Origin of the sequence: Micromonospora sp. KLBMP9576, from assembly GCF_050941805.1 — a bacterium.
Classification (GTDB): domain Bacteria; phylum Actinomycetota; class Actinomycetes; order Mycobacteriales; family Micromonosporaceae; genus Micromonospora.
This window is the reverse complement of sequence record NZ_CP194567.1, coordinates 674,764-701,489: the sequence shown is the minus strand read 5'-3', so window position 1 is coordinate 701,489 and position 26,726 is coordinate 674,764. Positions and strand designations below refer to the sequence as shown.

At 70.6% G+C, this 26,726-nt stretch carries 26 protein-coding genes, 1 tRNA gene and 1 pseudogene; 15 read left to right on the top strand and 13 right to left on the bottom strand.

Annotated features, from left to right (window positions below):
• Window positions 1–470 precede the first annotated feature (470 nt).
• Together ACQ452_RS03290 and ACQ452_RS03285 are read right to left on the bottom strand one after the other, a co-directional pair.
• Window positions 471–941 (bottom strand): NUDIX domain-containing protein, encoded by a 471-nt coding sequence (locus ACQ452_RS03290; protein WP_433389558.1) that lies wholly within the window; start codon window positions 939–941, stop codon window positions 471–473.
• A gap of 24 nt (window positions 942–965) precedes the next feature.
• Window positions 966–2,189 carry a helix-turn-helix domain-containing protein gene (locus ACQ452_RS03285; RefSeq protein WP_433389557.1) on the bottom strand — a complete coding sequence of 408 codons (1,224 nt, stop codon included), beginning with the start codon at window positions 2,187–2,189 and terminating at the stop codon, window positions 966–968.
• A gap of 383 nt (window positions 2,190–2,572) precedes the next feature.
• Between ACQ452_RS03285 and ACQ452_RS03280 the strand changes: the two genes are divergently transcribed.
• The 3 genes from ACQ452_RS03280 to ACQ452_RS03270 all read left to right on the top strand — a co-directional run bounded on the left by ACQ452_RS03280 (window position 2,573) and on the right by ACQ452_RS03270 (window position 4,139).
• Entirely contained in the window at window positions 2,573–2,830 is a 258-nt protein-coding gene (locus ACQ452_RS03280) for a hypothetical protein (RefSeq protein ID WP_433389555.1), read from the top strand.
• Window positions 2,823–3,065, top strand: a complete 243-nt coding sequence (locus ACQ452_RS03275; RefSeq protein ID WP_433389553.1) for a hypothetical protein — start codon at window positions 2,823–2,825, stop codon at window positions 3,063–3,065. Before ACQ452_RS03280 ends, ACQ452_RS03275 begins: the two co-directional genes overlap by 8 nt.
• Before the next feature lie 348 nt (window positions 3,066–3,413).
• The gene (locus ACQ452_RS03270) at window positions 3,414–4,139 is read left to right on the top strand and encodes a GntR family transcriptional regulator (RefSeq protein ID WP_433389552.1); all 726 of its coding nucleotides are present in this window, start codon (window positions 3,414–3,416) and stop codon (window positions 4,137–4,139) included.
• A gap of 27 nt (window positions 4,140–4,166) precedes the next feature.
• On the opposite strand, the gene ACQ452_RS03265 is transcribed toward ACQ452_RS03270, so the two are convergent.
• Complete coding sequence (locus tag ACQ452_RS03265; RefSeq protein WP_433389550.1) at window positions 4,167–4,352, bottom strand: hypothetical protein; 186 nt, start codon at window positions 4,350–4,352, stop codon at window positions 4,167–4,169.
• 166 nt (window positions 4,353–4,518) lie between these two features.
• On the opposite strand from ACQ452_RS03265, the gene ACQ452_RS03260 reads away from it, so the two are divergent.
• From ACQ452_RS03260 to ACQ452_RS03230, 7 genes are all read left to right on the top strand, one after another.
• A complete protein-coding gene (locus tag ACQ452_RS03260; protein WP_350683664.1) occupies window positions 4,519–4,947 on the top strand; it encodes a hypothetical protein in 429 nt (142 codons plus the stop codon).
• Window positions 4,948–5,112: 165 nt separating this feature from the next.
• The gene (locus ACQ452_RS03255; protein ID WP_433389548.1) at window positions 5,113–5,340 is read left to right on the top strand and encodes a hypothetical protein; all 228 of its coding nucleotides are present in this window, start codon (window positions 5,113–5,115) and stop codon (window positions 5,338–5,340) included.
• Window positions 5,331–6,764, top strand: coding sequence for an FtsK/SpoIIIE domain-containing protein (locus ACQ452_RS03250; protein WP_433389546.1), 1,434 nt, complete (start codon window positions 5,331–5,333; stop codon window positions 6,762–6,764). Before ACQ452_RS03255 ends, ACQ452_RS03250 begins: the two co-directional genes overlap by 10 nt.
• Window positions 6,761–7,426, top strand: coding sequence for a DUF2637 domain-containing protein (locus ACQ452_RS03245; protein ID WP_433389544.1), 666 nt, complete (start codon window positions 6,761–6,763; stop codon window positions 7,424–7,426). Before ACQ452_RS03250 ends, ACQ452_RS03245 begins: the two co-directional genes overlap by 4 nt.
• On the top strand, window positions 7,423–9,204 hold the full coding sequence (locus ACQ452_RS03240; protein WP_433389542.1) for a replication initiator: 1,782 nt from the start codon (window positions 7,423–7,425) through the stop codon (window positions 9,202–9,204). The genes ACQ452_RS03245 and ACQ452_RS03240 overlap by 4 nt, the downstream gene beginning before the upstream one ends.
• A gap of 20 nt (window positions 9,205–9,224) precedes the next feature.
• A complete protein-coding gene (locus tag ACQ452_RS03235; RefSeq protein WP_334604778.1) occupies window positions 9,225–9,410 on the top strand; it encodes a helix-turn-helix transcriptional regulator in 186 nt (61 codons plus the stop codon).
• Entirely contained in the window at window positions 9,407–10,789 is a 1,383-nt protein-coding gene (locus tag ACQ452_RS03230; RefSeq protein WP_433389539.1) for a tyrosine-type recombinase/integrase, read from the top strand. Before ACQ452_RS03235 ends, ACQ452_RS03230 begins: the two co-directional genes overlap by 4 nt.
• 225 nt (window positions 10,790–11,014) lie before the next feature.
• Here ACQ452_RS03230 and ACQ452_RS03225 read toward each other — a convergent pair.
• From ACQ452_RS03225 to ACQ452_RS03210, 4 genes are all read right to left on the bottom strand, one after another.
• A tRNA-Arg gene (locus tag ACQ452_RS03225) sits at window positions 11,015–11,087 on the bottom strand.
• Window positions 11,088–11,508: 421 nt separating this feature from the next.
• Window positions 11,509–11,967: a SitI3 family protein gene (locus tag ACQ452_RS03220; protein WP_433389538.1), complete on the bottom strand. Its 459-nt coding sequence runs from the start codon at window positions 11,965–11,967 to the stop codon at window positions 11,509–11,511.
• 14 nt (window positions 11,968–11,981) lie between these two features.
• Window positions 11,982–12,392, bottom strand: coding sequence for a hypothetical protein (locus tag ACQ452_RS03215; protein ID WP_433389536.1), 411 nt, complete (start codon window positions 12,390–12,392; stop codon window positions 11,982–11,984).
• Window positions 12,393–13,000: 608 nt separating this feature from the next.
• Window positions 13,001–13,606, bottom strand: a complete 606-nt coding sequence (locus ACQ452_RS03210; RefSeq protein ID WP_433389535.1) for a TetR/AcrR family transcriptional regulator — start codon at window positions 13,604–13,606, stop codon at window positions 13,001–13,003.
• A 70-nt stretch (window positions 13,607–13,676) separates the two neighbouring features.
• Between ACQ452_RS03210 and ACQ452_RS03205 the strand changes: the two genes are divergently transcribed.
• Window positions 13,677–14,945, top strand: a complete 1,269-nt coding sequence (locus ACQ452_RS03205; RefSeq protein ID WP_433389534.1) for an FAD-binding protein — start codon at window positions 13,677–13,679, stop codon at window positions 14,943–14,945.
• Between the two features lie 150 nt (window positions 14,946–15,095).
• Window positions 15,096–15,827, top strand: a complete 732-nt coding sequence (locus ACQ452_RS03200; RefSeq protein ID WP_433389532.1) for a MerR family transcriptional regulator — start codon at window positions 15,096–15,098, stop codon at window positions 15,825–15,827.
• Between the two features lie 47 nt (window positions 15,828–15,874).
• Here the strand turns inward: ACQ452_RS03200 and ACQ452_RS03195 are convergent, their stop codons facing one another.
• The 4 genes from ACQ452_RS03195 to ACQ452_RS03180 all read right to left on the bottom strand — a co-directional run bounded on the left by ACQ452_RS03195 (window position 15,875) and on the right by ACQ452_RS03180 (window position 19,346).
• A complete protein-coding gene (locus ACQ452_RS03195; protein ID WP_433389531.1) occupies window positions 15,875–16,201 on the bottom strand; it encodes a hypothetical protein in 327 nt (108 codons plus the stop codon).
• Window positions 16,202–16,284: 83 nt separating this feature from the next.
• Complete coding sequence (locus ACQ452_RS03190) at window positions 16,285–17,085, bottom strand: DUF3159 domain-containing protein (protein WP_433389529.1); 801 nt, start codon at window positions 17,083–17,085, stop codon at window positions 16,285–16,287.
• Window positions 17,082–17,825, bottom strand: coding sequence for a MerR family transcriptional regulator (locus ACQ452_RS03185; protein ID WP_433389527.1), 744 nt, complete (start codon window positions 17,823–17,825; stop codon window positions 17,082–17,084). The genes ACQ452_RS03190 and ACQ452_RS03185 overlap by 4 nt, the downstream gene beginning before the upstream one ends.
• 39 nt (window positions 17,826–17,864) lie before the next feature.
• Window positions 17,865–19,346, bottom strand: coding sequence for an alpha/beta hydrolase (locus tag ACQ452_RS03180; protein WP_433389525.1), 1,482 nt, complete (start codon window positions 19,344–19,346; stop codon window positions 17,865–17,867).
• 266 nt (window positions 19,347–19,612) lie between these two features.
• On the opposite strand from ACQ452_RS03180, the gene ACQ452_RS03175 reads away from it, so the two are divergent.
• The 3 genes and pseudogenes from ACQ452_RS03175 to ACQ452_RS03165 form a co-directional block, all read left to right on the top strand.
• Window positions 19,613–21,235, top strand: coding sequence for an alpha/beta fold hydrolase (locus tag ACQ452_RS03175; RefSeq protein WP_433389524.1), 1,623 nt, complete (start codon window positions 19,613–19,615; stop codon window positions 21,233–21,235).
• A gap of 189 nt (window positions 21,236–21,424) precedes the next feature.
• The gene (gene bla / locus ACQ452_RS03170; protein WP_433393955.1) at window positions 21,425–22,333 is read left to right on the top strand and encodes a class A beta-lactamase; all 909 of its coding nucleotides are present in this window, start codon (window positions 21,425–21,427) and stop codon (window positions 22,331–22,333) included.
• A gap of 148 nt (window positions 22,334–22,481) precedes the next feature.
• Window positions 22,482–24,635, top strand: a pseudogene (locus tag ACQ452_RS03165) (transglycosylase domain-containing protein); the annotation flags it as partial.
• Between the two features lie 88 nt (window positions 24,636–24,723).
• Here the strand turns inward: ACQ452_RS03165 and ACQ452_RS03160 are convergent.
• Window positions 24,724–25,644, bottom strand: a complete 921-nt coding sequence (locus tag ACQ452_RS03160) for a serine hydrolase (RefSeq protein WP_433389523.1) — start codon at window positions 25,642–25,644, stop codon at window positions 24,724–24,726.
• Window positions 25,641–26,573, bottom strand: coding sequence for a LysR family transcriptional regulator (locus ACQ452_RS03155; RefSeq protein WP_433389522.1), 933 nt, complete (start codon window positions 26,571–26,573; stop codon window positions 25,641–25,643). The genes ACQ452_RS03160 and ACQ452_RS03155 overlap by 4 nt, the downstream gene beginning before the upstream one ends.
• Window positions 26,574–26,726 lie beyond the last annotated feature (153 nt).

The following is a 26,726-nucleotide window of genomic DNA, read 5'->3' as shown; positions in this document are numbered from 1 at the left end:
TTCTAGGGAGCGGACTGCCGGCCCGGCCCTCACGTCAAGCGTGCCTTGACTGCACGTATGCACGCTGGCGGGTCGGTCGGTGGCCTGCTCGGCTTATCGGCGACGATGGCAGGCGGACGGCCTACCGCAGTCACGCACGAACCGTGATCCGGCGGCGGAGGCGTCGGCCATCTTGGAGCCGGAGCGCCCGCCGGAGGCGCACTAGCCGCAACCCCGCGACCGCCGCCCGTTCGCCGACGAGGCCGGTGTCCGCTCTCCGTCACCGCGGCCCGGTAGGCTGCCAGCCCACCAGATCACCCATCACTGGCTGTCGTTCTGCGGCGGCCTATCGGACTTTCCGCTCTCCGCGTCAGCCGCCGGGCGTGTTGCGTGGCCCGCACTGGAGCGGCAGCGGAGTGTAGGTCACGCACCTAGGCGGCGGCGGGTGCGGCCCGTTTAGGGCCGCCTTGAAGACGTACAGAAGGTGTGGATCAGTTGATGGCAGTGCCGTGTTCTGCGTAGGCAGCGCTGTGCAGACTTCGTGCCGCCATAGCCGTACGAACGCGGCGTACGAGTCGCTGCGGGCCGTGATCTTCAAGCGCGTCAGCGGATACGTAGCGCCATTCTTGTAGCTCCCCGTCTAAAAACCGGATCGCCCTTTCCTGTTCGCGCGTAAGAGTGCCCGCATCGAAGACGAAGAGCAGCTTGTCGCCCTCGTTCTCGGCCGGCGCCCAGTCGACAACCAGCATGGGCCCGACATTGATGGCGAGACCGAGTTCTTCCTTGATCTCGCGTACGCACGCTGCACGCGGTGACTCGCCTGGTTCGACGTAGCCGCCGGGAATGTCCCAGTGCTTCTTGTAGGTCGGGCGTACAAGGAGCACGTGGCCTTCGTCGTTGAAGAAGAGGGCGCCTGCGGCGACGCGTGGGGTTGCCATGGGTGGCATCTCGTTGGCCGTCACCAGGGCAGCCTAGATGGGCTTGGTTCAGTCGAGCACCTTGAGTCGCCGGGCCAGTCCGACCAGTTCGGCGGAGGGCTTGCCGCGCTGTCGGCGGATCCAGGTGAGGGCGAGCTGGCGGCTAAGGAAGTGGTGGCGGACCTGCTCGGGTGCCATCTGTTCGGCGTCGAGCAGCACGGCCTGGGCGTCGTCAAGGCGGTTCCACGAGCTGTAGGCGCGGGCGACTTCGAGGGCGTGCCGTACCCGTCGTTCCATCGGTAGGCCGGCGGTGTCGACGCGTGGCCCGAGGTCGATGGCGACTTGCAGGTCGCCCAGCTCGGCGGCGGTGGCGACGCGGTGGATGGCGACGTTGGTCGGGCCGAACGCGGTCCAGAGGTGGTTGGCGTCGGGCCCGAGCTGGCCGGCGGCCTGGTCAGCGGCGGCGAGGAAGGCGCGGGTGGTGCCAGCGTCGTTGGACCGGGCTGCGGCCATCGAGCCAGACAGGAACAGGGTTCCGTAGACGGAGAGCAGCGCTGGTGTGGCCTGCTTGAGGTGGGGCTCAAGGTAGCCGGCGGCGTCCTCGGTGAGGCGTACGGCTTCGGCGTAACGGCCGGTCGCGTGCAGGGCGTGGCCGACGGAGCGGAACAGGGAACCGGTGACGAGGGGATCGCCAGTGGGTCGGACGGCGGCCAAGCCGCGGTCGGCGGCGATCCAGGCGAGGTCGCTTTCCCCAAGCTTGGTGAGCTGGGTCGCGGCGAGCTGGTACGCCAGACCGAGTAGCCGGCGGGCCTGGTCCTGGTCGTCGCCGTCGTGGTGGTCGGCGGCGGCCTGGGCGCGGTGGAGCAGGTCGGGCAGGCGGCCTGTGACGTACCCGAATCGTGAGTCCTGGTAGGCGTCCCAGAGAGCGCCGACCTCCTTCCTGAGCACGGCGACGCTCGGCGGCTCCGCGCCCGTGCCGCCGCCGAACGGACCGAGGGCGCGGTAGTTCATCAGTGCGGCGCGCAGCGTGGGCACGGTTTCGGTGCCGCTGTCGCCGGTCCAGTCGAGCAGCGAGGGTTCGCCGAGTAAGTCGCCGAGAGAGATGTCCAGGGTTTCGGCGAGTGACTTGATGACGGAGAGGCGGTCCAGCTCGATCCGGTTGTTCTCGATCTTGCCGAGCCAGTCGGCGGTGCGTCCGATGAGTCCGGCTAGGACTTCCTGGGACAGGCCGCGTCGTCTGCGGTACCAGGCGACGCGTTCGCCGATGGTCAGGGTGTTGGTAGTCCCGCGCACCGGTTCACTGTCTCCCCTCGGTCGGCTGCGACCCCGGAAGGATTTTCCGGGTCGCTGGGCGGTATGTGCCACAACCTGTCTGCATGACGGGGCTGAACGTATCGAGCAACTGCCAATCCTGCTCGGGCGCGGGATGGAAGTACACCCTTGCCCGCACCGCCATCCGGGGGATGGGGCGGGGGTCGGAGCGGACTCGCGCCATGGCCCGGCGGTCCTGCCTGGACTGCGCGGGTTCCGGTCGCTCGGCGACCTGCTGAGGCTGGCCCGGGGTGGGTGCCGGCGTGGGACCGCAACCCGAACGACGGCCCGTGAATGGCCCGCCCACCCCGGCGCCTCGCAAGCCCGCGCCGCCCCGGCCGGGCGTCCCGGCGCCGGGTGACCTGGTGCTGATCGACGGTCGGGGGTCGGTGCAGTTCGGCGGTGATCGCGCGTTGTGGCTACGGGTGACGTCGGTGTGCGACAAGCCGACCTACTACGGCTGGGTGTGGCTGACCGGCTACGCCATCGACTTGGCCACCGGTAAGGCGTTGGCGCGGCGTGAGGTCTTCGCGCAGATCGCCGGCCTTCAGATCCAGAGACGCACTACCGACAACGCGCCGCCTCGCAACGTGGCGCCGGTGATGAGGAGGCGCGGTGTTTGACGTTCGGGTACGACTCGGCGCGGTGCTGACGATCGATGCAGCAGATCGTCGCCTGCCGTCGGACGGGCCGGTGACGTTGTGGGTGACCGGGGTTCGGCTGGTGGCCAACCGTCCGCCGCAGGATGAGTGGATCTGGGTCGAGGGATTCAGGCTCGGTCCGTCCGGCCGGCATGGTCGGCAGGCGCAGATCCTGGTGCGCGCGAGCAAGCTCCCGCCGGATGGGGCGGCCCGGTGAGTACCTACCTGTCCAGGGCGGTGCGCGACCAGCTCCGGGCGGCACAGGCGCAGCTTGACCAGCACACCCCGTCGAGTGCGGACGGGCGCTGCGCCACCTGTGGGGAGGAGGGTCCGTGTCCGCAGCGTCAGGCAGCGTTGCGGGTGTTCGGCCGGTACGGCTGCCTGCCGCGTCGGTGGCCGGGTGCGACTCGTCCGGAGTCGGTGGGAGCGACGTCGTCGTGGTCGGGATGGTTGGCCGCAGCGGTGGAGCATGTGACGCCGAACGGCTGACCTTGCTTGTCCTGTCATGCAAACAACTCATAAGCTGCTGAGATTCATGCAGCGTTCCTAGGTGGGGTGGCCCGCGATGGCGTACGAGATTCCGACGCCGAAATACCTGCGCGTGTTGAACACGCTGCGGAAGCGCATCGAGGACGGCGACTACGCCCCCGGTGCGGCACTGCCGTCGGAGAACCAACTCTGTACGGAGTTCGGCGTCTCCCGCCCGACGGTGCTCAAGGCGCTGGGCATCCTCAAGCAGGACGGCTGGATCGAGTCGCAGCAGGGCAAGGGCAGCTTCGTACGCGGCCGGCCCGCCTCCGGCCGCACCTCTCCCGACTACGCCCGCGACGCGGTCGAGCTGGACGAGACCGGGGAGACGGAGATCCTGCATGTCGGCCCGGTGCTCGCCTCTCCGCGGATCGCGGCGGAGTTAAAGATCCCGGAGGGCACGCCGGTCTACGAGCGGCGCCGCCGGACCGTCTCGGAGGCGGGTCCGGTGGACCTGGTCGCCACGTTCGTGCCGGTGGATATCGCGGTCGGTACCGACATCACCAGGCCGGACCCGATCGCGGGTGGCCTGCTAGACCTCATCGCCCGTCACAAGGGCCTGCGACCCGACTACGCCACCGAGCGAATGACCGCCCGCCGGGTGAGCGACGTCGAGGCTGAGGCCCTGGAGGTGCCGGCCGACGAGTCGGTGATGAGCGTCGTCATCACCGTCCACCAGGCATCCGGCAACCCGATCATGACGTCGGTGCTGGTGATGCCTGGCAGCCGCCATGAGATCGAGGACACCTACGCGCTGTCCTGATTCGCCTGCGTCAACCTCGCTGGCGGCTCAGCGGCACATCTCGCCGGCAGTCCGCGTGACTCGCCCGTCTCCCCGATCGACGCACAGTTCGCTTGTCGTGCGGTCGATCCAGTAGGTCTGCCCGCGTCCGATGAGCACTGGCTGGTCCAGGTGGAACCATCGGCCAACGGTGTCCACCAGCATCAGGCGCTCGGCTGTCTCCCGCTGCGGCATCACGTCCTCCTCCTGCTGGTCCTGGCACCCCGGGGGCCGGCTCTTTACATTGTGCAATCGGTTCGCCTTCGACCTTGCTTGTACTTACAAGCTGACGTAGCTTGTTAGCTCAACCGGTTGTCAGGAAGACGACTGGTGAGGCTAGGAGGCTGCCGAAGTGGTTCCGATGACGTTGAAGGTGCCGGTCCCGTCCGAGTACGTGTTCCCTGCCGGGGCGTTGTGCCTCGGTGTGTCGCCGCAGATCGACTTTGAGCGGCGTGGTGAGGCGGATAACCAGGCGCGGGACAAGGAGACCGGGGAGCGGGTCTGGGTGGTGCGGGTGATGGACCTGGACCCCGAGGCCGGGAAGTTCGGTCGGTCGACCGAGGTGAAGGTGAAGGTGGTCGCAGCACAGCAGCCGGTGCCGCCGCCGTCGACGGTGCCGGGGTATCCGCCGGCGGTGGAGTTCGAGGGCTTGACCCTGACTCCGTACGTGGATTCGCAGCGGTGCAAGCCGGGACGCTCGTCGGGTGACTGCCGCTCCCGCATGGCGTACTCGCTGCGCGCTACCGCGATCCGTCCGGCCTCGGCCGTGCCCGGCTCGGTGGCGGCCTGACCGGTCGTAGTTGTGGCGCGCGGGGCGGGTCGTTTCCCCGCCAAGAGTCCCGGCCCGTCCCGCGCTCTCCCATCCCTCACGCGTGAAGGAGGGCGTGATGCCCACCGTAGTTCCCCCTGCCCTGAACTGCTCTGAGGGCCGCTGCTCGTCGGGGTGGTGGTCCTGATGTCTCGTACCCGTCTGATCGGCCTGCGCCACGCCTACCGGGAGGTGGAGGCGGTGGTCCGGTCCGTGCTGCGGTTGCCGCCGGCTTCGGCGCGGGTGTGCGCGATCCGCTGCCCCCGCTGCGAGCAGTGGGTGAAGCCGCGCCGGTTCGACCTGCGTCGTATGTCGTGCCGCTCGTGCATCGCCACCCTGGCCCGTCCTGATCGGGGTGGTGACCTGTGCCTCTGATCAACATCATTCCGGGCGAGAAGATCCCGGTGGCGCCGATGAACGTGCGCCTTCCGGCGTGGCGGGTTCCGGGTTGGCTGCTGGTGTTCTGGTGGCTGGCCCGGGGCCTGTTCCGCCTCACCGTGCTGGCGGTGCGGTACTGGTGGCTAACCGCCCCGACCGTGGCCGTTCTGTGGGTGCGGGCCGAGTATGGCGGCCGGGTCTTGGCCGGCGTCGTCCTGGCGGTCGCCGTCGGGTGTGCGGCCTGGTGGCGGTGGCATCCGTCGTCGTGGCTGCGCTTCGGCTGGTACCCGATCGTCAGCCGCATCCGCGCCCTAGTGATGTATCGGCGGCGGTGGACGTCAGTCATGGCCACCTGTGGGCTGGCGACCGCGTTTGCCGGTGACCGGTACGTGCCGCAACTGCTGCGGTTGCGCTGCGACCGCTACGGCGATGAGCTGACCGTCCGGATGCTGCCGGGGCAGATCCCGGACGACTGGGGGCAGGCTGCGGAACGCCTCGCCTACGCCTTCCGCCTGCGCACCGGCCAAGCCCGCTCCACCAACCGCCCGGATCAGGTAGTAATCCGGTTCCTACGCCGTGACCCCTTGGCCGACACGGTGGCGCCGTTGCCAATAACCGAGGTGCCGGACTTCGACGGGCTCACGCTCGGGGTGCGTGAGGACGGGCAGCCCTACCGGCTGCGGCTGACCGGCTCGCACCTGCTGATCGCGGGGGCCACGGGGTCGGGCAAGGGCTCGGTGCTGTGGTCGCTCATCCGCTCTCTGGCCGGCGGTGTGCGGTCGGGGTTGGTGGAGTTGTGGGCGTTCGACCCGAAGGGCGGGATGGAGTTGGCGGCCGGGGTGCCGCTGTTCGCCCGGTTCTCCTACGACGACCCTGACGGCATGGCTGGCGTCCTGGAAGAGGCCGTCAAACGAATGCGGCTGCGGGCGGCCCGACTGCGCGGCGTGGCCCGCCAGCACACGCCCACGCCTGAGGAACCGCTCCTCGTCCTGGTGGTCGACGAGCTGGCGGCGCTGACGGCCTACATCACTGACCGGAAGGTCCGCGACCGGATCAAGGAAGCCCTCGGCCTCCTCCTCAGCCAGGGGCGCGCGGTCGGGGTACACGTGGTCGCCGCACTCCAAGATCCGCGCAAGGACGTGCTGCCGTTCCGGGACCTGTTCCCGACCCGCATCGGGCTGCGGCTGACCGAGCCGGAGCAGGTGGACATGGTCCTCGGTGACAGTGCTCGTGACCGGGGAGCGCTGTGCGATCGCGTCCCCGAATCCGCCCCCGGCGTGGGGTTTGTCGTCCTCGACGGCGTCCGCGAGCCCGTCCGGGTCCGCTTCGCCTACCTCACCGACGACGACATCCGCCAACTCGGCCGCGAGTACCGCCGGCTTTGCGACGACACCAACGACGAGCAGGAGGTGACCAAGTGAAGGCCAACGCGAACGCGGACCGGGTGGAGGGCGTCGTCCTGGTCCTCATCGTCCTCACGGTTGGCGGGCTGGCTGGGGCGGCGTCGTTCACCCACGTGCACGACTGGACCATGGCCAATTCGCCCGCCGGTACGGGGGACTGGTTCGGCTGGGCCAACGCCGCCATCTCCGAACTGCTTCCCTTGGCGGCGTTGCTGACGATCCGGCGGCGGCGCCGCACCGGCGGGTCGGTCGGGTACCCGATGTTCCTGCTCGTCTGCGCCGTCGCCCTGTCCCTGTCGGCGCAACTCGCCGTGGCCAAGCCGGGCGTGTCCGGGTGGCTGCTGTCCGCCGTGCCCGCCCTGGCGTTCCTCGGCCTGTCCAAGCTCGTCTTCTCCACCACCCCCGCCCCGGCGGCGGTGCCCGTCGACAAGCCGGCAGACACCGACGGTTGGGGCGACGTCCCGCCCGGGTACAACCCGGTCGACGACCGGCCGCCCTTCGACGTCGTGGACGAGGGCCAGGCGGTGAACGTCGCCGTCGTCGACGAGCAGTCTCGCCCGGCGGCTCTCCGCCCGGTCCCCGTGATGCCGGTGGAGCGGCGGCCGGGACTGGTGCCCGTACCAGCGGCGGCGTTCGCGCCCCGCAACGGCAGCATCGTCGGCGGGGAGCGTGACCGGTGAGCCAACTTGAACTCGTCCCCACGGCTCCCGTCGAGCAGCCCCGACCGGGGTCGCGCGCGGACCGGATGCGCAAGCCCCTGGCCAAGGACGCGCTCAAGCAACTCGCCGAACAGAACGGCGTCTGCGTCCGGCCTCTCGCCCTGCGCCGGACCGACACCGCCACCGGCCTGACCGAGGTGGTGGAGGTGCCCTGCGGGGCGACCCTCGCCGTCAAGTGCAAGCCCTGCGCGGAGCGGGGCCGGCGGCTGCGCATCCAACAGATCCGCGAGGGCTGGCACCTCGTCGACGAACCCGCCGTCCGCCCCGACCAACCCGGGGAAGACGTCCTCGCCCTCGTCCGAGTCCGCGCACACCTGGAATTCGAACGCGAAGCGGCGCAGTACCAGCCGATGACCCCCGACGAGCGGGCCGCGCACCTCGCCGAAATCGGCGCCGCAATAGGCGAACTGGACGAAGCCCTCGCCGAAACCAGCCTGCGCGGCCACCTCACCCCGAAGGAACGCGACGAGCGGCCCCGACGCAAGCGGTCGACCAGGCGGCGGCAGGACTCCCCAGACCTCCCCCGCCTTCCCGTCGACCCACGCACCGTCGGCCGCGCCTACTCTGGAAAGGCAGGCAAGACACACCGGCCGTCAATGCTCATCACGCTCACCCTGGGCTCGCACGGGCCGGTGCACTCCCACCTGCGGCGCGGCGCCTACGTCGCCCCGTGCGAGTGCGGCCAACGGCACGGCCCGTATGACGACGTGCTCGGCACCCCCGTCGACCCGACCAGCTACGACTACCGGCGGGCGGCCCTGGATGCGATCCACTTCGCGCGGGTCCTCGACCGGTGGTGGCAGAACGTCCGCCGCGCCGCCGGCTGGAACGTCCAGTACGCGGGCGCGGTGGAGCTGCAACGCCGGCTCGCTCCGCACGCGCACTTCGCCATCCGCGGCACCCTGCCCCGCCGGCTGCTCAAGCAGATCGCGGCGGCCACCTACCACCAGGTGTGGTGGCCGCCCTTCGACGAGCTGACGTACCCGGTCGACAAGCCACCGGTCTGGGACGTCGATCGACAGGCATACGTCGACCCCAAGACGCGCGAGCCGCTGCCCACCTGGGGTGAAGCCCTCGACGCCCTGGAGGAGCCCGGCAGCCGGCCCGCGTACGTCGCCCGCCTCGGCCGGATCGACGCCCGAGGCATCGAGCAGGGCACCAAGGACGCCGAACGGTCCATCCGCTACGTGACCAAGTACGTCACCAAGGACCTGACCGACCAGGCTAAGCCGCGCTCCGACGCGCAGAAGGCACACTTCGACCGCCTCCACGCCGAACTGGCCGTCCTGCCGTGCTCGCCCACCTGCGCGAACTGGCTGCTGTACGGCGTCCAGCCGGACGGGGTCAAGGCGGGCTTGACCCCCGGCCGCTGCACGGGGAAGGTCCACCAGCGCTCCACCCTCGGCTTCACCGGCCGACGCGTCCTCGTCTCCCGCCAGTGGTCCGGCAAGACCCTCGCCGACCACCGCGCCGACAACCGGTCCTGGGTTCGGGCAATTTTGGCCGGCGGCATGGCCGACACCGACGAGCAGGACCAGGCCGCCGACGAGGCGGACGGGTCGAAGAGGTACCGGTTCGAACTCGCCCGCCCAGAAGACCCGGACGTGCCGCCCCTGGAACACCGCCTCCTGCGCGCGATATCCGCCCGCATCCGCTGGCGCGCTGACCTCGACACCGCCCGGATACGAACAGCCGCCGCCGTTTCGGCAACCGCTGCTCGCCTCTCCTCTGCTGCTTGATCCGAAGGAAAGAACCCCTCATGGAAAGTGAGCTGTTGACCGTTCCAGAAGTCCTCGCCGTGCTCAACGGTGTGTCACGGCGGACCTTCTACCGCTGGCGTGAGTTGGGCATCGCCCCGGAGTGCATCAAGCTGCCCAACGGTGAGCTGCGCATCGAACGGCGCGACCTGCGGTCGTGGCTGGAGCAGCACCGGGAGGCGGCGTGAAGTCCCGCGAGGTGCGGATACGCGGCATTCAGGTCAACGCCCTGGGTGGTCGCAAGAAGTCGTACACCGTCCGCTGGGTGGTGGGCAGAGGGCCGAAGTCTCGGACGTTCGGCACCCGGGCGCTGGCGGACAACTTCCGGTCGGACCTGATGCAGGCGGCGAACCGGGGTGAGGCGTTCGACGGCGACTCCGGGCTGCCTGAGTCGTTGATGGCGCCGGTGGAGTCGGTGAGCTGGCTCGGCTTCGTCCGCCGGTACGTCGACATGAAGTGGCCGGGTGCGGCAGCCAAGTCCCGGGAGAGCACGACGGACGCGCTGGCGACCGTGACGGCTGCGCTGGTGCATGACTTGGCCGGGCGGCCGAATCCGGCGTTGCTGCGGCGGGCGTTGCGGGAGTGGGAGTTTCCGCCCGCCTCTCGGCAACTCGACCGGCCGGCGGAGATCGCTGCGGCACTGCGGTGGCTCGGCAAGGCGTCCCTGCCGTTGTCGGCGCTGGCGGAAGCCGCGGTGGTGCGTCCGGCGCTGGAAACCCTGGGGCTGACGATGGACGGGCGGCCGGCGGCGGCGTCGACGACCAGGCGGCGGCGCTCGGTCTTCTACAACGTCCTTCAGTACGCCGTCGAGCTGGAGCTGTTGGACTTCAACCCGGTCGACAAGCTGCGGGTTCGGTCGTCCCGGCGGAAGGTGGCTGGCGAGGTGGACCGCCGTGTCGTGGTCAACATCCGTCAGGCGCGCGAGCTGCTGACCGGGGTGACGTACGTCGGCCAGCGCGGGAAGAACGGCCGGCGCGGTGAACGCCTGGTCGCCTTCTACGCCTGCCTCTACTTCGCTGCGCTGCGGCCGAGTGAGGCGCTGGGCCTGCGGGAGCGGGACTGCCATCTTCCGGCAACCGGGTGGGGTCTGCTGACGGTGGAGAAGTCACGGCCGGCGGCCGGGAAGCGCTACACCGACAGCGGCGAGGTGCACGACGATCGGGGACTCAAGCACCGGGGCGACACGGAAGCGCGGGAGGTGCCGATCCCGCCGGAGCTGGTGGCGATCCTGGGGGCGCACATCGACCGGTTCGGCGTCGGCGTCGACGGGCGGCTGTTCCGCAGCGACCGGGGCAATGTGGTCTCGTCGTCGACGTACTCCCGGGTCTGGGAAGAGGCGCGGACGCTGAGCCTGACCCCGGACCGGGTCGCGTCTCCCTTGGCCGGACGGCCCTACGACCTGCGGCACGCCGGGGTGTCGCTCTGGCTCAACGCCGGGCTGCCGGCGCCCGAGGTCGCGCAACGCGCCGGGCACTCGGTCGACGTGCTGCTCAAGGTGTACGCGAAGTGCCTCGACGGGGACCGTAGCCGGATGAACGAGCGGATTGAGGCGGCGCTGAGCCGATGATGATCACTAGTGGGTTGCGAGGGGCCGTGGCGACGCTGCGGCCCCTCCGCGTTGTAGCGGCTCTGAGCTGGGGAAACAGGGTCGCTCAACCGCCCAAGATCATTGCACGTATTTTGCACGGAGGGCTGCAAACGGCGGCTTCGGATGGCATCTGACTGCACAGGACGACCGATCGACGCGGAGGCGTATCCGCTGCTCAGATGGTGTTTTTGCTGATCTTCGAGGTGCCCCCGGCAGGATTCGAACCTGCGACACACGGTTTAGGAAACCGATGCTCTATCCCCTGAGCTACGAGGGCGCGAGGGCCTAGTCTAGCGACCTGCGGGTTCACCTGGGGTGGCAGGGAGTGGCCTACGTTCACCCACGTCACCCGAACCGTCGTTCGCCCAGCCCAGGACCACCCCTGGAGCACACGAACCCCGGTTTGCGACCGGCGGTCGGCCGCGGTGACCCGCGTTGGCACCGGTTCACCCGGGTCGGCATCCGCTGGAGAGCACACACCGCGCACATCATCGAAGATCATGTGGGCGGCCCGCTCCCCCGGCTGGGCGCCGCCTCCCACGGGGGATTCCGGCCAGGTCGCGATCAGCCGCGCGGCGGCCGGGTCGGCGTTGTCGCGAGTCAGGTCCGTCGGGTCGAGGAAGACGACGTCGACGTCGCCCACGGACGGCGGGTCGAAGCCGCGTCGTTCGTCAGCGGGTCACCCGCGCTCGGCTGGTTCATTGAGTGATGATGAGGTCGTCTATGCCGTAGTGGCTCCACCAGGTAGGCCGGTGTCTGCGGAGTTCGCCCGCGGTGCGGGTCAGCAGGAGCCAGTTGCCGTTCTGGACCAGCGCCGCGTCCTCCTGCCGGGCCGCCAACACCCGGGCCACGGCCTGCATCATGCTCGGGATCCCCTTGTCGACCAGGCCGTCTGCCCGCATGGAGAAGTCGATGTCGACGTACGTCTCCGGCTCCCACTCCCAGCGGGCACCGTCGTCGGCCTCGGCATCGAAATAGCCCTGGCTGCCTGAGGAGACGGTCAGCGCGTACCCGCGGGTGTCGTAGAGGCGGGCACTGAGCAGCCGTGGGCTGGTGCCGCTCGGCCTCGGCTTCTCGGCGGGTTCGGCTGCCACGAGATCAGCCATGTGATCCAGGGGCAGGTCACCCGCGAGGGTCAACCTGAACTCGACAGCCATCTCCGCGCCTCTCCTCAGTCTCGACGGACGATCTGCACGATCGCGCCGCTCGGCGTTACCGCGACGAGTTCTTTCAGCCTCTCGACGGGCCAGGTGTCAAACTGTGTTCGCAGGGCCGCGAGGTCTCCCTGCCAGTCGTGCAGGTTCAGCACCACGCGTTGGGTCTGTTCCTTGTCGACCTTGGCGCGGACCTCGCTCCAGACGCCCCGTACCGGCTTGCCGAGAGTGGGCGAATAGCAGTCGAACACGTGACCCTCGATCAGGTAGTCCGGGTCTTTGTTCGGGTTGCCGGAGTCGCCGGTACGGAGCCGGGCGTCGGCGATCTCCTGCCTGGTGGGGTTCTGGTGGACCCGGTAGCTCTTGCTGGCGACTATATCGGCGCATTCGTTCTCAAGCTCCAACGGACGCCGCCCGTCGTCGTCCAACCGGGGCGGAATCCTGGTTCTCGGACCGGTCGGCGTCCCGCCCGGGACACCGGTTGGCTGTCTGGTCCAGGGCGTACCGTGGCCGTGGTCAGCTGATGGGGTGTCGCCGGCGGCATGAGGTGTCGGCGGCGGGTCACCGCGCTCGGAAGGGGTAGGGCTGGCCGGTGGATGACCGCCAGCCCCTGCCAATTTCCCGACGACCCCAACTGCCGGGCCTGCGCGATCGCCGCTTCGATCGCCTGCCGGGCAGGGAGTGGCCCGCGTTCGCCCACGTCATCCGGACCCCTGTTCTCCCAGCCCAGGACCACACCCGGAGCACACGGACCCCAGGCTGCGACCGGCGGTCGGTCGCGGTGACCCCCGCTGGCAGCGGTCCACCCGGGTTGGCATCCGCCAGAGAGCACGCACCGCACACCTGATCCAAGATCATGCTGGCTGCCCGCTCCCCGCCGCCCGCCCCTGCGCGTCGACGAGCGTCATCGTCGGGCGGCGGTTCGAGACGCCGTGCGACGGTATGGCGCAGGAGCCGTGGAGGCCGGCTGGGGTGTCGCGGAGACCCCGAGCGGCCCGTTCGTCGACACACCGCCCCGGAAGGCGGCGGCCGAGTCTCAGCGAAGTGCCGCGGCGGCTTGAGTAACCAGCCAGTGTTCCGACTGCTCGTACGTCCAGCCGTTGTCATCGAGCAGAGTGAAATAGCCGGAGTATCCGAAGTAGAACCAGAGGATGTCGGTCGCCTCCGCGAGGGTCGTCCCCTCTCGCAGGCCGCCGACGTCCCGGAGCCGGGCGGCGACAGTTTCGAGTGCGTCGCGGTAGCGCTTCGTGGCCAGGCGGAGGCCCTCAGCCACCTCCGCGTGGTGTGGCGCGGTGGTCAGCATCAGCCGCATGATGTCGCCGTACGTCTCGCGCATTGACCGAGTCGCGGCTGCGGTGTCCCGCAGGATCTCGTCCGGGTCGGTGAGGGTCTCCTGCCGGGAGAGGGTCTGCGCCACGATCGGCGCTTGGCTCCACAGGTCGACCAGCGTCCGGATCAGCCCCTGCTTGCCGCCGGTCACCGCGTACACAGTGGCTGGTGCGACGCGGGCCTCCACGGCGATGTCCTCGATCTTTGTCGCGAAGTATCCCTTACGGGCGAAGAGCACGCGCGCCGCCTCGATTATGGCGGCGCGGGTGGCGGCGGCGTACTCGGCCCGGCGGCTCTTCGGTGGTCCGGTCATGGTCGCCCGAGTATAGCCCGCGCCACTCGTCAGAGTTGGACTCCAGCGAATAGACGAGTACTCTGGCGCCATGGGTGACACGCTGACGTCCGGCACTGAGTACGAAGCAGCTCGGACCATCTGGAACGGTGCGGTGACCAGCCGTCCGCTCGCCGTTCTTCGATGCGCCACCACGGCCGATGTCCAGGCCGGGATTCGGACCGCCCAGGAGAGAGGCATTCCGCTGTCGGTGCGCGGCGGCGGGCACGACTGGGCCGGCCGCGCGCTGGCCGACGGCGGCCTGACGCTCGACCTGAGCCCGATGCGGCAGGTGAGCGTCGACCCGGCCACCGCGATCGCCACCGTGGCCGGCGGTGCCACCTCGGCCGACGTGGCCGCGGCCGCGCAGCGGGCCGGTCTGGTCGCGGTGACCGGAACGGCCGGTTCGGTCGGCATGGCCGGCTTGACGCTCGGCGGTGGTTACGGTCCGCTGAGCGGCCGGTTCGGTCTCGCCGCCGACAACCTGCTGTCGGCCGACGTGGTGCTCGCCGACGGCACGCTGGTCACGGCCGACGAGGAGCGCGACCCCGGGTTGCTCTGGGCGCTGCGCGGTGGTGGCGGCAATTTCGGCGTGGTCACCACGATGCGGATCCGGCTGCACGCGGTGCCGGCGATCCTGGCCGGGATGATCATGTTCAGGTTCGACGTTCTGCCGGAGTTGGAGGAGTCGCTGCTGCGGGGGCCGGACGAGCTGACCGTGCAGGCGGGCTTCATCACCGCCCCGACCGGTGAGCCGGCGCTCTTCGCCGCACCGACCTGGTGCGGTGACCCCGAGGCCGGGACCCGGGTGCTGCAACAGCTCACCGAACTCGGTGAGCCGCTGTCGGCGCAGGTCGGCCCGACCACGATGACCGACCAGCTCGCACAGATCGACGCGATGTTCCCCGCCGGCCGCCACGTCCAGATCGGGACGCGCACAGTCACCGGACTCGACCGTACGGTCCAGGAAACCCTGACCGACGCCGCGGGCGCCATGACCTCGCCGCTCTCCGCGATCTCGCTGCACAGCCTTCATGGGGCAGCCGCTCGCGTCCCCGCCGACGCCAGCGCGTTCCGCAACCGGACGCCGCACCTGATGGTCGAGACCATCGCGGTCTGGGAACCGGGAGATCCCGCTGAAGATCAGCACCGGGCCTGGGTGCGGGGAACCGACCGGCTTCCCGGCGGTTATCCCAACCTGCTCGGTCCGGGGGACACCGAGCGCACGGCCGCCGTCTTCGGGCCGAATGCCGAGCGCCTGCTCGCCGCCAAGAAGCGGTACGACCCGGACCTCGTGTTCCGCGCCCCGGGCGGGCTCTGACGGCGACATCGGCGGCATGGTGGCGGCCCGCCACCGCACTCCGGAACGGGCGTTGCGGGAGCTGGCTGGGCCATGCCGCCCCGACGTGGTCTCCACCGGACCGGGGCGGCGCCAGGGCGCCGAGGAACAGCCGTCGAAAGGAGGTACGCAATGGGGTGGAGCACTCGGGAGATCGCCCAACTCGCCGGCACCACCCTGCGAGCGGTGCGCCACTACCACGACATCGGCCTGCTGGCGGAACCGCACCGGCATGCCAACGGCTACAAGCAGTACGGGGTGGATCACCTCGTCCGGATCCTGCGCATCAGACGCTTGACGGACCTGGGGTTCTCGCTGTCCCAGATCGCGACGATGGATGACACCGACGACCATCCGGAGGAGGCGCTGCGCGCCCTCGACGCCGAACTCGCGGCCACCATCGAGCGCCTGCAACGCGCCCGCATCGAACTCGGCGTCATCCTGCGGCAGCCCACACCGGCGGAACTACCACCCGGCTTCGCCGCAGCCGACGCCGTGGCGGAAATGCCGCAGGCCGACCGTTCGTTCGTCGTCGTACTGACCCGGGTCCTGGGCGTCGAAACCATGCGGGCCTGGGCGGACATGCTGCGCAAGCCCGTCACCGACCCGGTCGCCGAGCGGTTCAACACGCTTCCCCCCGACGCCGACGAGCAGACCCGCGCCGCCGTGGCCCGGGACCTGGCCCCCTACGTACGCGCCCTGGGCGCGGAGCACCCCGGAGCGAAGATCACGAACGCCGGCACCCGGTACAGCGGGCGCTACGTCCAGCAGGCCGTCGGCAAGGCCCTCGCGGAGCTCTACAACCCCGCACAGCTGGACGTCCTCCGGCGCACCAACCGGCTGCTCACCGATCCGCACCACTGATCGTCCGGGCCGCTGGTGGCGGGTGACCTCGCCCGGCACCGGGAGGTTCACCGGTCGCCCGACACCTGGTCGTGCTGCTGACTGCGGTCACGGGCGAAGCGTTGCAGGATCCGGACGTACAGCATGGCCATGCAGCCGCTGAGAGTGGCGATGACGATCGCCGCCGGGGCACGTCCGGCGGCGACGATGTCCGCCACGACGAGCATCGACGCCATGAACGCGACGACGCCGAGCGCGGCGTAGACCCTGTCCTGCACCGCCGTCCAGCGTCGCATCGCGCCGCCGGCGGCCTGTCGGTCGGTGCCGCGGATATCGATGAACAGTGCGATCAACAGGACGGGAACCACCTGCATCGCCATCTCGTAGAGGGCCATTCATGCCTTTCCAGCTCGTTGGTCGGCGCGCCAGGCGACGCACCGGTGCCGCCGAGGGTGGGCGCCGTTGGGCGGGCATCCCGTCATGGGTTGGTCCGGATGAGGCGTCCCGTGCTGCGGCGGAAGGCCCACACGATGACCAGCGCGGCCAGCACGGTGAGCGGGGTGCCCATGACGACCCGGGCGATGCCCAACCCGCCGGTGCTGTCCGTCAGATATAGCCACTGCTGGATCGCGAACCGCGATCCGAACACCGACGCCGCGGCGAGGGTCGCGACGTCGTGCGCCACCCGGACGGCGGGGTCGGACCGCCACGCGTGCGTTCCACCGTGCAGGGCGTTCCAGACGACACCGGTCAGCGGCCGACGGGCCAGCACCGATGCGAGCGTGACGACGAAGCCGGCCAGCGACGCCCAGATGCCGATCACGAAGAAGTCCCGCGCGGAGCCGGTCCAGGCGACGATCCCGGCGGCCACTGCCACCCCGAGCAGGCTCCCGATCGCGGCAACGAAGCGCTCTCCCCGCAGCAGCCGGAAGGTGAACAACGCGAGCCCGGTCGCGACGGCGACGCCGATGGCGGCAGGGAGCGGCAGGAACGCGTTCGCCGTCACGAACACGATCACCGGAACAGTCGAGTAGGCGAACCCGGCGACGCCGCCCGTCCGGCTCAGGATGGTGGAACTGGTGGAACTGGTGGCCTGTTCAGCGGCGTCAGGGCGGGCGGACCCGCGATGGCGCCCCGGCGTCGCGCTCGGTTCTTCCTCGTCGGTAAGCATCGGGACAATTAGCAGGCATGCCCCAGCGGCACACTCAAGCCCGCACGGCAGGGGTGTGGTCGACCTCACGGGCCACGAGCCGGTCGCCTCGTGGCCGGGCAGGTTCACTCGGCGAAATCGTCCCGGTCGAGGATGACGTTGGCGCGCTGCAGGACATCGATCTGCGCGGGGTTGTACAGCTCAACGACCGCGTGGAGGAAGACCGACCAACTGCGTGGCTCCTGGCCCGCCGCACCCTGCTCCGCCAACTCCCGCAGCCGTGGATGTTTCTGCTGCTCGCGGTCGATTTCGGGGGCGAGCCGCTCGGCCAGGCCCTGCCGGGCCTGCTCGCTCGCGTCCTCGGTGAGGGCATGGAGATCCTTCTCGGCCGCGGTGGGGGTCGAGGTGCACGTCTCCCGCAGGGTCGCCAGCACCGACGGCTCGATGACCCGCGAGCAGACGAGCAGGAACGCCCGTTCGTCCTCGGCGAGGTCGCCGGCGAGGTCGCCGAAACCCGGCGGCAGGTCGGCGCGGCCGGGATGCTCCAGGATCCCGGCCAGCTCCTCGCGGATCCGCTGCTGGCGCTCGATGCTGGCCGCCAGCTCGGCGTCGAGGGCGCGGAACGTCCGTTCCGCGCCCTCGACCGAGTTGTCCATGGCGGCGATGTCGGCCAGGGGCACGCCCAGGTCCACCAGGCGTCGGATCCGCAGCAGTCGGACGAGATGCCGGATCCGGTACTGCTTGTAGCCGTTGGCCGCCCGCTGGGGCTCCTCCAGCAACCCGATCCGGTGGTAGTGCCGCACGGTCCTCAGCGTGGTCCCGGCGATCTCGGCCAGCTCACGCGTGCTCCAGCCGCCCCTGTTCCGCATGCCCCCATCGCACACCGTGCCCCTGGGGCACAGTCAACGTCAGCCGCGCCGGCAGGTCCGGTCGCCGGCCGGCATCTTGCCGTCGACCAGGTACGACGTGGTGAGGTTCAGCGCACAGGCGTTACCGCCGAGGACGTAGACGCCGTGTCCGCTCTCGTTGACGGTGACCAGCCGGGAGCGCTTCTCGAACTTCTTCCGCAGCAGCTTGCCACCGGCGAGCGGGGTGACCGGGTCGTGCCGGTTCTGCAGGATCAGCACGTTGCGCGGCCCCTTGTCGTTCACCGCGACGGGCGGCTCGGCCGGCTCGTGCATCCAGAAGGCGCAGGGCGTGATGTTGGCGCTGGCCGCGCCGAACAGGGGGAACCGCTCGCGGTCCTGCGCGACCGCCCGCCGGTAGGTGTCCACGTCCTCGGGCCACTGCACGTCGTTGCAGGTGACGGCGAGGAACACGGTAAGGGCGTTGTCCTGCGGATTGGGTGCGGCCGCCGCCTTCGCCCGCGGCGCCTCGCCGGGGTTCAGGCAGGTCTGCCAGATCTGCGCGAGGCTCGGATACTGGATCTCGTTGTAGAGGAAGCCGAAGGTGATCTGCCGGAAGAGGGGGCCGGTGAGCCCGTCGGGGGTGGGCGTCCTGTCGAGCCGTTCGGCGAGGGCGAGGTAGGTCCGGCGCACCTGCTGCGGGGTGCGGCCCAGACCGTAGGACTCGTGCCGCGCCGCCGCCCACTCCGCGAAGTCGGGGAACGTCTGCTCCATGCCGAGCGCGAACCGGCGCAGTCCGGCCTGGTCGAGGTGGGTGTCGCCGACGATGCTGTCCAGCACGACCCGGTCGGTGGTCGCCGGGAACATCGAGGTGTACGCGGCACCCAGTGCCGAGCCGTAGGACGCCCCGTAGTAGTTACCCTTCTTCTCGCCGAGCGCGGCACGGATCCGGTCCAGGTCACGGGCCATGTTGGCGGTGCTCAGGTGGCGCAGCCGCCCCTCGGTGTCGTTGGCCGCGCACCGCTCGGCGATGTCCTTGGCGATCTCCGCCTGCCGGATGACGGCCGCGTCGTCCGGCGCGTACGGCGGGATGTTGGCCCAGTAGGCGTCGTCGGCGGTGAAACCACAGCTCACCGGCGTCGAGTGCCCGACGCCCCGGGTGTCCATGCCGATCAGGTCGTAGGCGTCCGTGACGCCGGTCGGCAGCCCCTTCGAGACCAGGAACCCCGGCTGGTCCAGCCCGGTGCCGCCCGGTCCGCCCGGGTTGAGCATCAGCACGCCGCGTCGCTTCTCCGGTTTCGTGCTGGCGATCCGCGACACCATGATCTCGATCTGGGCGCCGTCCGGGTCGTCGTAGTCCAACGGAACCGGCACCTTCGCGCACTGCACCGGCAACTGCACCGTCGGCGGCACCACCACGTCCTCCGGGCACGCCGCCCAGGTCAGCCCTGCCGCCGATTCCCCGGCCGTCGCCGGGATCACCGCGACCAGGGTGCCGACCAGTCCCAGCGTCCCCACCAGGGCCATTCCAGTTCTTCGCAACATTCCCGCCTCCTGTCCGACCCGCCCTCTCAGCGGGCTCGCCCCATGTGAACCTGTGCCCCAGGGGCACAGTCAAATGGGGCGCGGACAGGTCTTTCGCGGGCGATCCCGGAATTGCCGTTCGCCGTCGACAGACGTCCCGGGCGTAGTCGCGGACCATTCCGGAATTCAACGACTAGATCACACCCCCACGGAGTTGAGTGTGCCGCTACGGCCGGGTGTCTCGTGGAACGCGCACTGTGTTGACCGAATCGATCTCGGAGGCTCCCATGGCCTTGTTCGACCCCGGTCCGCCCGCGGACCGGTCCAGCCCACCTGCCAATCGGCGCGCCACCCGTCGCATCGGCGCCGCCGCCGCGGCGACGGCGGTGCTCGCGTTGGCGGCGGCCTGCACCAGCACCCCGACCTCGGCGGAATCCGGGCCGCAGCCGTCCCCTGCCGGGCTGGAGGCCTACTACGGGCAGAAGCTGTCGTTCGGCTCGTGCGCGGGCTACGCCGCCACGCCCGGACAGAAGAAGCTCTACGTCGAGCCCTTCGAGTGCGCCCGGTTGAAGGTGCCGCTGGACTACCAGGACCCGAAGGGCAGGACCATTCAGGTCGCGGTGCTCCGGCTCGCCGCGCAGGGGAACCCCGGGCAGCGCATCGGGTCGCTGGTGCTCAACCCGGGCGGCCCGGGCGGCTCGGGCATGACCCAGGCCACGAGCTTCAGTGCCGCGCATGCGAAGAGCCCGCTGCTGCAACGCTTCGACGTGGTGGGGTTCGACCCGCGCGGGGTCGGATCGTCGACGCCCGCGATCAACTGTTTCACCGACGCCGAGCGCGATCGTGGCGAGGACCAGACCACGCTGCTGGCGTCGTCGGGGCAGTGGAGCGAGGACGACACCCGGCGGCTGGCGGAGCGCTGCGCGAAGGGCTCGGGCGGGACGGAGATCCTGTCCGCGGTCGGCACCCGCAACGCCGCCCGGGACCTCGACGTCCTGCGCTCGGCCCTCGGTGACGAGAAGTTGACCTTCGCGGGGCAGAGCTACGGCACCCGACTCGGCGCGGTCTACGCCGAGATGTTCGGCAAGAACGTCCGGGCGCTGGCGCTGGACGGGGTGACGGACCCGACCCTGAAGAACCCGCAGCGGCGGCTCACCCAGCAGGCCGGCTTCCAGCAGAACTTCGAGAAGCTGGCGGCCTCCTGCGCCGCCAGCAAGGACTGCCCGCTGGGCACCGACCCGGCCCAGGCCACGGCGGTCTTCCAGAAGCTGGTCCGGCCGCTGATCGACAAGCCCGTCCCCGCAGGCAAGGGGCGCACGCTGAACTTCACCCAGGCCGTCGGCGGCATCACCGCCGGCCTCTACCAACCCGAGGTCTGGCCCGTGCTCATCAAGGGCCTCACCGAGCTCAAGCAGGGCGACGGATCGCAGATCCTGAAGGTCGGCGACCTCTTCGGCGGCCGGGAGCCCTCCGGCGTGTGGAGCAACTTCCTCGAGGCCAATCTCGCCGTCAACTGCAACGACGAGGTACGCCGCACCCCGGAGGAGGAAGCCCGACTGCGCGCCGACATCAACACGACCAGCCCGTACGTGGCAAGCGGCGAGAAGGTCGACGGAGTCACCCGGGACGCCTGCGAAGCCTGGCCCGGCGAGCCCAGCCTCGGCATCCCCTACGCCCAGGACGTCAAGGGCCTGCCCGAAACCCTGATCATCTCCATCACCGGCGACCCGGCCACCCCCTACGCCGCCGGCAAGGTCCTGGCCGACGAGATCGGCGGCACCGTGCTCACCGTCGAGGGTGCACGGCACACCGTCGCACAGGATGGGGTCAACCCCTGCGTCAACGCCGCCTTCACCGCCTACCTCATCGATCTGAAGATCCCCGCGGAAGACCAGCACTGTCGGCTCTGATCAGGACCGGACCGATTCCCGGCACCGCCGGTCTGCTCCCGGCCGGCGGTTGCCCCCGCCGCGCCGTTGATGCCCGGTCGGCATGAATCGCGCGACTTCTGTCTTCGACCGCATACCGGATCACTGTCAGGGTCGAGTCCTGTCCGACCGGCACTGTCCGGTGCCTGGCCCACATACCGACAAGGAGTGATCATGGCCTTTCCGACACGCCGCTTGGTGGCCACGGCGGCATTGCTGTCCCTGACTGCCTGTAGTCCCGCCGGGGCCGCCGAACAGCCGAAGCGGGACAGCGCGGTGACGGCCCCCACGTCGTCCGCACCCGACCGGCGGCACGAGTTCCGGCAACTGGAGGAGAAGTTCGACGCGCGGCTGGGGGTCTACGCGATCGACACCGGCACCGGCCGCACCGTGCGGTACCGGCCCGACGAGCGGTTCGCGTACGCCTCGACCTTCAAGGCGTTGGCCGCCGCCGAGATCCTCGACGAGACCACGGACGCCGAGCTGGACCGGGTGGTGCGCTACTCGGCCGACGACCTGGTGAGCTACTCGCCGATCACGGAGCAGCACGTGGCCGAGGGCATGACACTGCGGGCCATCGCGGACGCGGCGGTGCGGTACAGCGACAACACCGCCGCCAACCTGATGTTGCGGCACCTCGGCGGACCGGAGCGGTTCGAGAAGGAGCTACGCAAGATCGGCGACAAGGTCACCGATCCGGCGCGTTACGAGACCGAGCTCAACGAGGGCACGCCGGGTGACCGGCGGGACACCAGCACCCCGCGGGCCATGGCCGGGTCCCTGCGGGCGTACACCGTCGGTGACGCCCTCGAACCCTCGGACCGCGACACCCTCAACGGTTGGCTGCGGGGGAACACCACCGGCGGTGCGCTGATCCGCGCCGGCGTTCCCGACGGTTGGGTCGTCGGGGACAAGACCGGGTCCGGCGGGTACGGCACCCGTAACGACATCGCGGTGATCTGGCCGCCGAACCGTGCGCCGATCGTCCTCGCGGTGCTGTCCAGCCGCGACGAGAAGGACGCCGACTATGACGACGCGCTCATCGCCGAGGCGACGAAGGTGGTGATGGCCAGCTGGTGACCGGTTGACCGGCACCCACTCGTGGCCGAGCGCCGTACGGACGTGTGGGAACCCGCAGGGCGGCAGCGATGGGAGGACCCGACCGGGGCGCGAAACGCCGGTCGGTGGCCCGCTGCCGCCCTGCACCCTGTGAATGGAGGTGACCTGGATGTGGAAACGTGACCGCAATGTCCATGCCGGCGCCGCATCGCTGCTGACCTGCGGCCTGCTGGCCGGTGTGGTGATCGCGGCAGCGGCCTTCCCCGCGGTGGCGCTGTCCGGCCTGGCGGCGAAGGCCGGCGCCGAGACGTTCGGCGCGCTGCCCAGCGAGCTGACGGTGGCCCGCGCGCCGCAGATCAGCTACCTGCTCGCCTCGGACGGCAAGACGCCGCTGGCGACGATGTACGACGAGAACCGGCGGGACGTGAAGCTCGCCAACGTGGCACCGTTGATGCAGAAGGCGATCGTCGCCGCCGAGGACCACGACTTCTACCGGCACAACGGGGTCGACCTCACCGGCGTCGTTCGGGCCTTCGTCAACAACCAGTCCGGCGGCGCCAACGGCCGGCAGGGCGCCTCGACGCTGACCATGCAGTACGTCCGGCTCGCCATCGCGTACTCGGCCACCCACCCGGCGGACGTGGTCGCCGCGACCGAGGACACCAGCGCCCGCAAGCTGCGCGAGATGCGCTACGCGCTGCAGATCGACAAGGAGTTCTCCAAGGACGAGATCCTGGAGCGCTACCTCAACATCGCCGCCTTCGGCAACGGCGCGTACGGCATCTTCGCCGCCAGCCAGGTCTACTTCGGCAAGCCGCCGAGCAAGCTCAAGCTGGAGGAGGCCGCGCTGCTGGCCGGCATGGTCAAGGCGCCGACCACCAACGACCCGACCACCCGCAGCGGCAGGGGCCTCGCCTTCGACCGGCGCAACTACGTCCTACAGAGCATGGTCACCATCGGGGCGATCAACCAGCAGCAGGCCGACGCGGCCAAGGCCACCAAGATGGTCGTGATGGACAGGCGCCCGGCGAACGGTTGCGTCTCCGCCGGCGAGAAGGGCTGGGGCTTCTTCTGCGACTACTTCTACCGCTGGTGGATGTCGCAGGAGGAGTTCGGCGCCACCGCCTACGACCGGGAGCGGCGGCTCAAGGGCGGCGGTTACCGGGTCGTCACGACCCTCGACGCCCAGGCGCAGCGCGGCGCCGACCGGGCGGTCCGCAAGGCCAAGGGCGAGACTGCGGAGGAGGCCGCCATGGTCGCCGTGGTGGAACCCGGCACCGGCCGCGTCCGGGCACTGGCCGTGAACCGCACCTTCGCGCTCGACGACCCGAGGGACCCGGTCAACGGGCCCCACAGCGACCCGGAGCAGCGATCAAAGGGAAGGCCGGGCAGCTATCCCCGCACCGTCAACCCGTTGCTCACCGGCGGGGACGGCATCACCGGTTACCAGGCCGGCTCGACCTTCAAGATCTTCACCGTGGTCGCAGCCCTGGAGAAGGGCATCCCGCTCAGCCACGCCATCGACGCGCCACAACGGTTCCGGTCGGAGTACGTCATCGACCGCGCCAGCCCCACCGCGTGTCCGGGAACCAATCTCTACTGCCCCACGAACTCGGACAAGAAGGCCGGTGGCGTGTTGAACATGTGGAGCGCGTTCGCCCGGTCGACCAACACCTACTTCGTGCCGCTGCAACAGCAGATCGGCGCGGAGAACGTGGTCGACGTGGCCAAGCGGCTCGGCATCCGGTTCCGGGTCGACCGGGAGGGCCGGTGGGCCGACGACCGGGAGGCCGCCCACGACTGGGGCGCGTTCACCCTGGGCGTCTCCGCCACGACCCCGCTGGAGCTGGCCAACGCGTACGCGACCCTGGCAGCGGACGGCACGTACTGTGTGCCGACTCCCGTGCAGGAGATCCGCGGCCCGGACGGCGCGACCTTGGACATCGCGCAGCCCCACTGCGAGAAGCGGGTGAGCACCGACGTGGCCCGCGCCGCCGTCGACGTCGCCCGCTGCCCCGTCGGCGACGACTCCGCCACCAGCCGGTGCGGCGGCAGCCGCACGGCCACGCAGGTGAAGGCCGCCGTGGACGCTCCGGTCGCCGGCAAGACCGGCACCACCGACGCGGAGAACTACGCCTCCATGGTCGCGATGACGAAGCAGTACGCCGTGGCCGGCATCCTGACCGACCCGGATTGGCCGCAGACCACCGTGAAGATGCGGCACCAGCAGCGCGACGGCATCAACCCGCCGGTCTACGAGAGCCTGGCGGCGGCGATGCGGGGCAAGCCACGCATCGATTTCGCACCGGCACCGACGAAACTGACCCGTTGAGCCACGCGACGCGTACGTCGGGGTGCGGCGGTGACGGGGGTGTCACTGCGCGAGCGGCGGGCCGGGCCACGAGCGCCGGCTAACCCCACCAGGGCAGGGTCCCCGTCCGCAGGTAGTCGTGCAGGCTCCGGGCGACCTGGGCCATCGTCGCCTCGCTGCCGGGCTGGGCGGCGGCGGGCACCCGGGAGGCGGTGAGCGCGGCGACGGCGTACGACTGCCCGTCGGCGTGGTCCACCACGCCCACCTCGTGGCGCAGGTGCAGCAGGGTGCCGGTCTTGGACGACCAGCGGGAGGCGTCGGAGGTGAAGTCGGGGGCGAGCCGCTGCCGGTGCAGGTTGTCGCCCATCAGGACGCGTACCCGCTCGGCGGTGGCCGCCAGGATCGCCGAGGGCCGCCAGAGAGCCTGCATCAGGTCGACGAAGGCCCGGGCCGATCCGGCGTTGGCGCGGGTGACGTCGAGCTGGACGACGGGGTGGCCCTGCCCGGGGGTCACCGCGCCGATGGCGAGGGAGTGGGCCAGGTGCACGTCGTCGGAGCCGAGACGTTCCGCCGGCGTGTCGGCAAGCTCGCCGACCCGGTGCCGCACGGCGATGCCGTCGACGCGCAGTCGCTGCAGCTCGGCGGCGACCGCGACCGGCGGGGTGAGGTCGAACAGGGCGTCGGAGGCGACCCCGTCGCTGACGGCGGTGCTCAGGTAGAGCAGATCGTCCACGGCGATCCGCGCCGGATGGCGGAAGCGGCTCAGCCCGGTCGGGCCCGGTGTGGTGATCCGACCGGGCCGGACGTCTACCGGCGCCGCCGGATCGAGTTCCCCGCGCGCGACCCGTTCCAGCACGGCGACCGCCAGCGGCACCTTCACCAGCGACGCCGCCGGGTACGGGGTCTCCGTGTCGAAGCCGATCTCCGCGCCGGTGTCGAGGTTGCGGACGAGGAAGGCGCCGTGCAGCCCCGCCTCGTCGAGCAGGTCCTGGGCGTTGCGTACGACCGCGGTGGCGCTCACGTCGGATCTCCGGTCGAAGGGTTGCCGGGTGGGGAACCCTCGGTCGGCCCCGAGTGGCCGTCGGAGGTGCCCAGGCATCGTGCGATGTCCGCGTACAGGACGGTGCTGAGCCGATCGAGATCCTCGCGTACGCCGGCGACGACGTCGTAGCCTCGCAGGAGCCGTGGGCCGCTGACGGGTCGCCAGTGCAGGTCGAAGTCCTCGGCCTGTTGACGGGAGCAGAGCAGCAGGTCGGGGGAGCCGAGGGCCGCTGCCGCGGCGTCGACCAGGGACGGCGCGACCGTCACCTGGGCCGGTGCCAGGCCGGCCGACTGGCCGGCCCGGGCCAGTGGGTCCCGCAGGTGCGCGACGTCGTCCTCGGGTTGGATCAGGATCCGCCGGCGCGCCTGCGTGCGGGCCCGGCCACTGCGCAGCGTCTCCAGGAACACCGTCGGCGCCGGAAACGGGGTCCGGGCGGCCAGCCCGAGCGGCACCCGCCAGGACGCCGCCGCATCCGGAACCGCCACGATCCCGGCACCGACCTCCAGGGTCTGGCAGAGCCGGGCGCGCTCCCCCGGGCCGGCCGGCCGTACCTCCAGGTGGATCCGCTGCCGTCGCGCCGCGACCACCAGATCGGCGAGGCGGCGCGGCGGGCAGATCTCGGGCACGGCGACCCGCAGCGGACGTAACCGGGCCCGCGCGGCGTCGTCGACCATGGCGTCGGTGAGGTCGACCAGGCGCCGAGCCGCCGGCAGCATGTCCTGCCCGAACGACGTCAACCGGACCGCCCGGGACGACCGGTCGAACAGCCGGGCTCCGAAGTGTTCCTCCAGGGCGGCGATGCGGCGACTGGCGACGGACTGGGGAATGCCCGCGGCGGCGGCGCCGGAGGTGAAACTGCCGTGGCCGCTGACCGCGACGAAGGCACGACAGGCGGCGACCACATCCACCCGACGAACCTATACCGGGGCACATGGGCGAACCGGCGCGGCACCTGTCCAGCATCAGTCCGGGTCGGCCTGAGACGAGCGCGATGCCCAGGCGACGCGGGGCGGTGACGCGGCGAGATCGAGGCGGGGCCGCCTGGACCGAACACCGGGCCG

Excerpts from the sequence above, each read along its gene's own strand:
- ACQ452_RS03175 (WP_433389524.1), top strand. The coding sequence starts at position 19,613 with ATGGCCTTGTTCGACCCCGGTCCGCCCGCGGACCGGTCCAGCCCACCT.
- ACQ452_RS03235 (WP_334604778.1), top strand. The coding sequence starts at position 9,225 with ATGGAAAGTGAGCTGTTGACCGTTCCAGAAGTCCTCGCCGTGCTCAAC.
- ACQ452_RS03255 (WP_433389548.1), top strand. The coding sequence starts at position 5,113 with ATGTCTCGTACCCGTCTGATCGGCCTGCGCCACGCCTACCGGGAGGTG.
- ACQ452_RS03180 (WP_433389525.1), bottom strand. The coding sequence starts at position 19,346 with ATGTTGCGAAGAACTGGAATGGCCCTGGTGGGGACGCTGGGACTGGTC.
- ACQ452_RS03265 (WP_433389550.1), bottom strand. The coding sequence starts at position 4,352 with ATGCCGCAGCGGGAGACAGCCGAGCGCCTGATGCTGGTGGACACCGTT.
- ACQ452_RS03270 (WP_433389552.1), top strand. The coding sequence starts at position 3,414 with ATGGCGTACGAGATTCCGACGCCGAAATACCTGCGCGTGTTGAACACG.
- ACQ452_RS03260 (WP_350683664.1), top strand. The coding sequence starts at position 4,519 with ATGACGTTGAAGGTGCCGGTCCCGTCCGAGTACGTGTTCCCTGCCGGG.
- ACQ452_RS03185 (WP_433389527.1), bottom strand. The coding sequence starts at position 17,825 with ATGCGGAACAGGGGCGGCTGGAGCACGCGTGAGCTGGCCGAGATCGCC.
- ACQ452_RS03205 (WP_433389534.1), top strand. The coding sequence starts at position 13,677 with ATGGGTGACACGCTGACGTCCGGCACTGAGTACGAAGCAGCTCGGACC.
- ACQ452_RS03195 (WP_433389531.1), bottom strand. The coding sequence starts at position 16,201 with ATGGCCCTCTACGAGATGGCGATGCAGGTGGTTCCCGTCCTGTTGATC.
- ACQ452_RS03220 (WP_433389538.1), bottom strand. The coding sequence starts at position 11,967 with ATGGCTGTCGAGTTCAGGTTGACCCTCGCGGGTGACCTGCCCCTGGAT.
- ACQ452_RS03200 (WP_433389532.1), top strand. The coding sequence starts at position 15,096 with ATGGGGTGGAGCACTCGGGAGATCGCCCAACTCGCCGGCACCACCCTG.
- ACQ452_RS03210 (WP_433389535.1), bottom strand. The coding sequence starts at position 13,606 with ATGACCGGACCACCGAAGAGCCGCCGGGCCGAGTACGCCGCCGCCACC.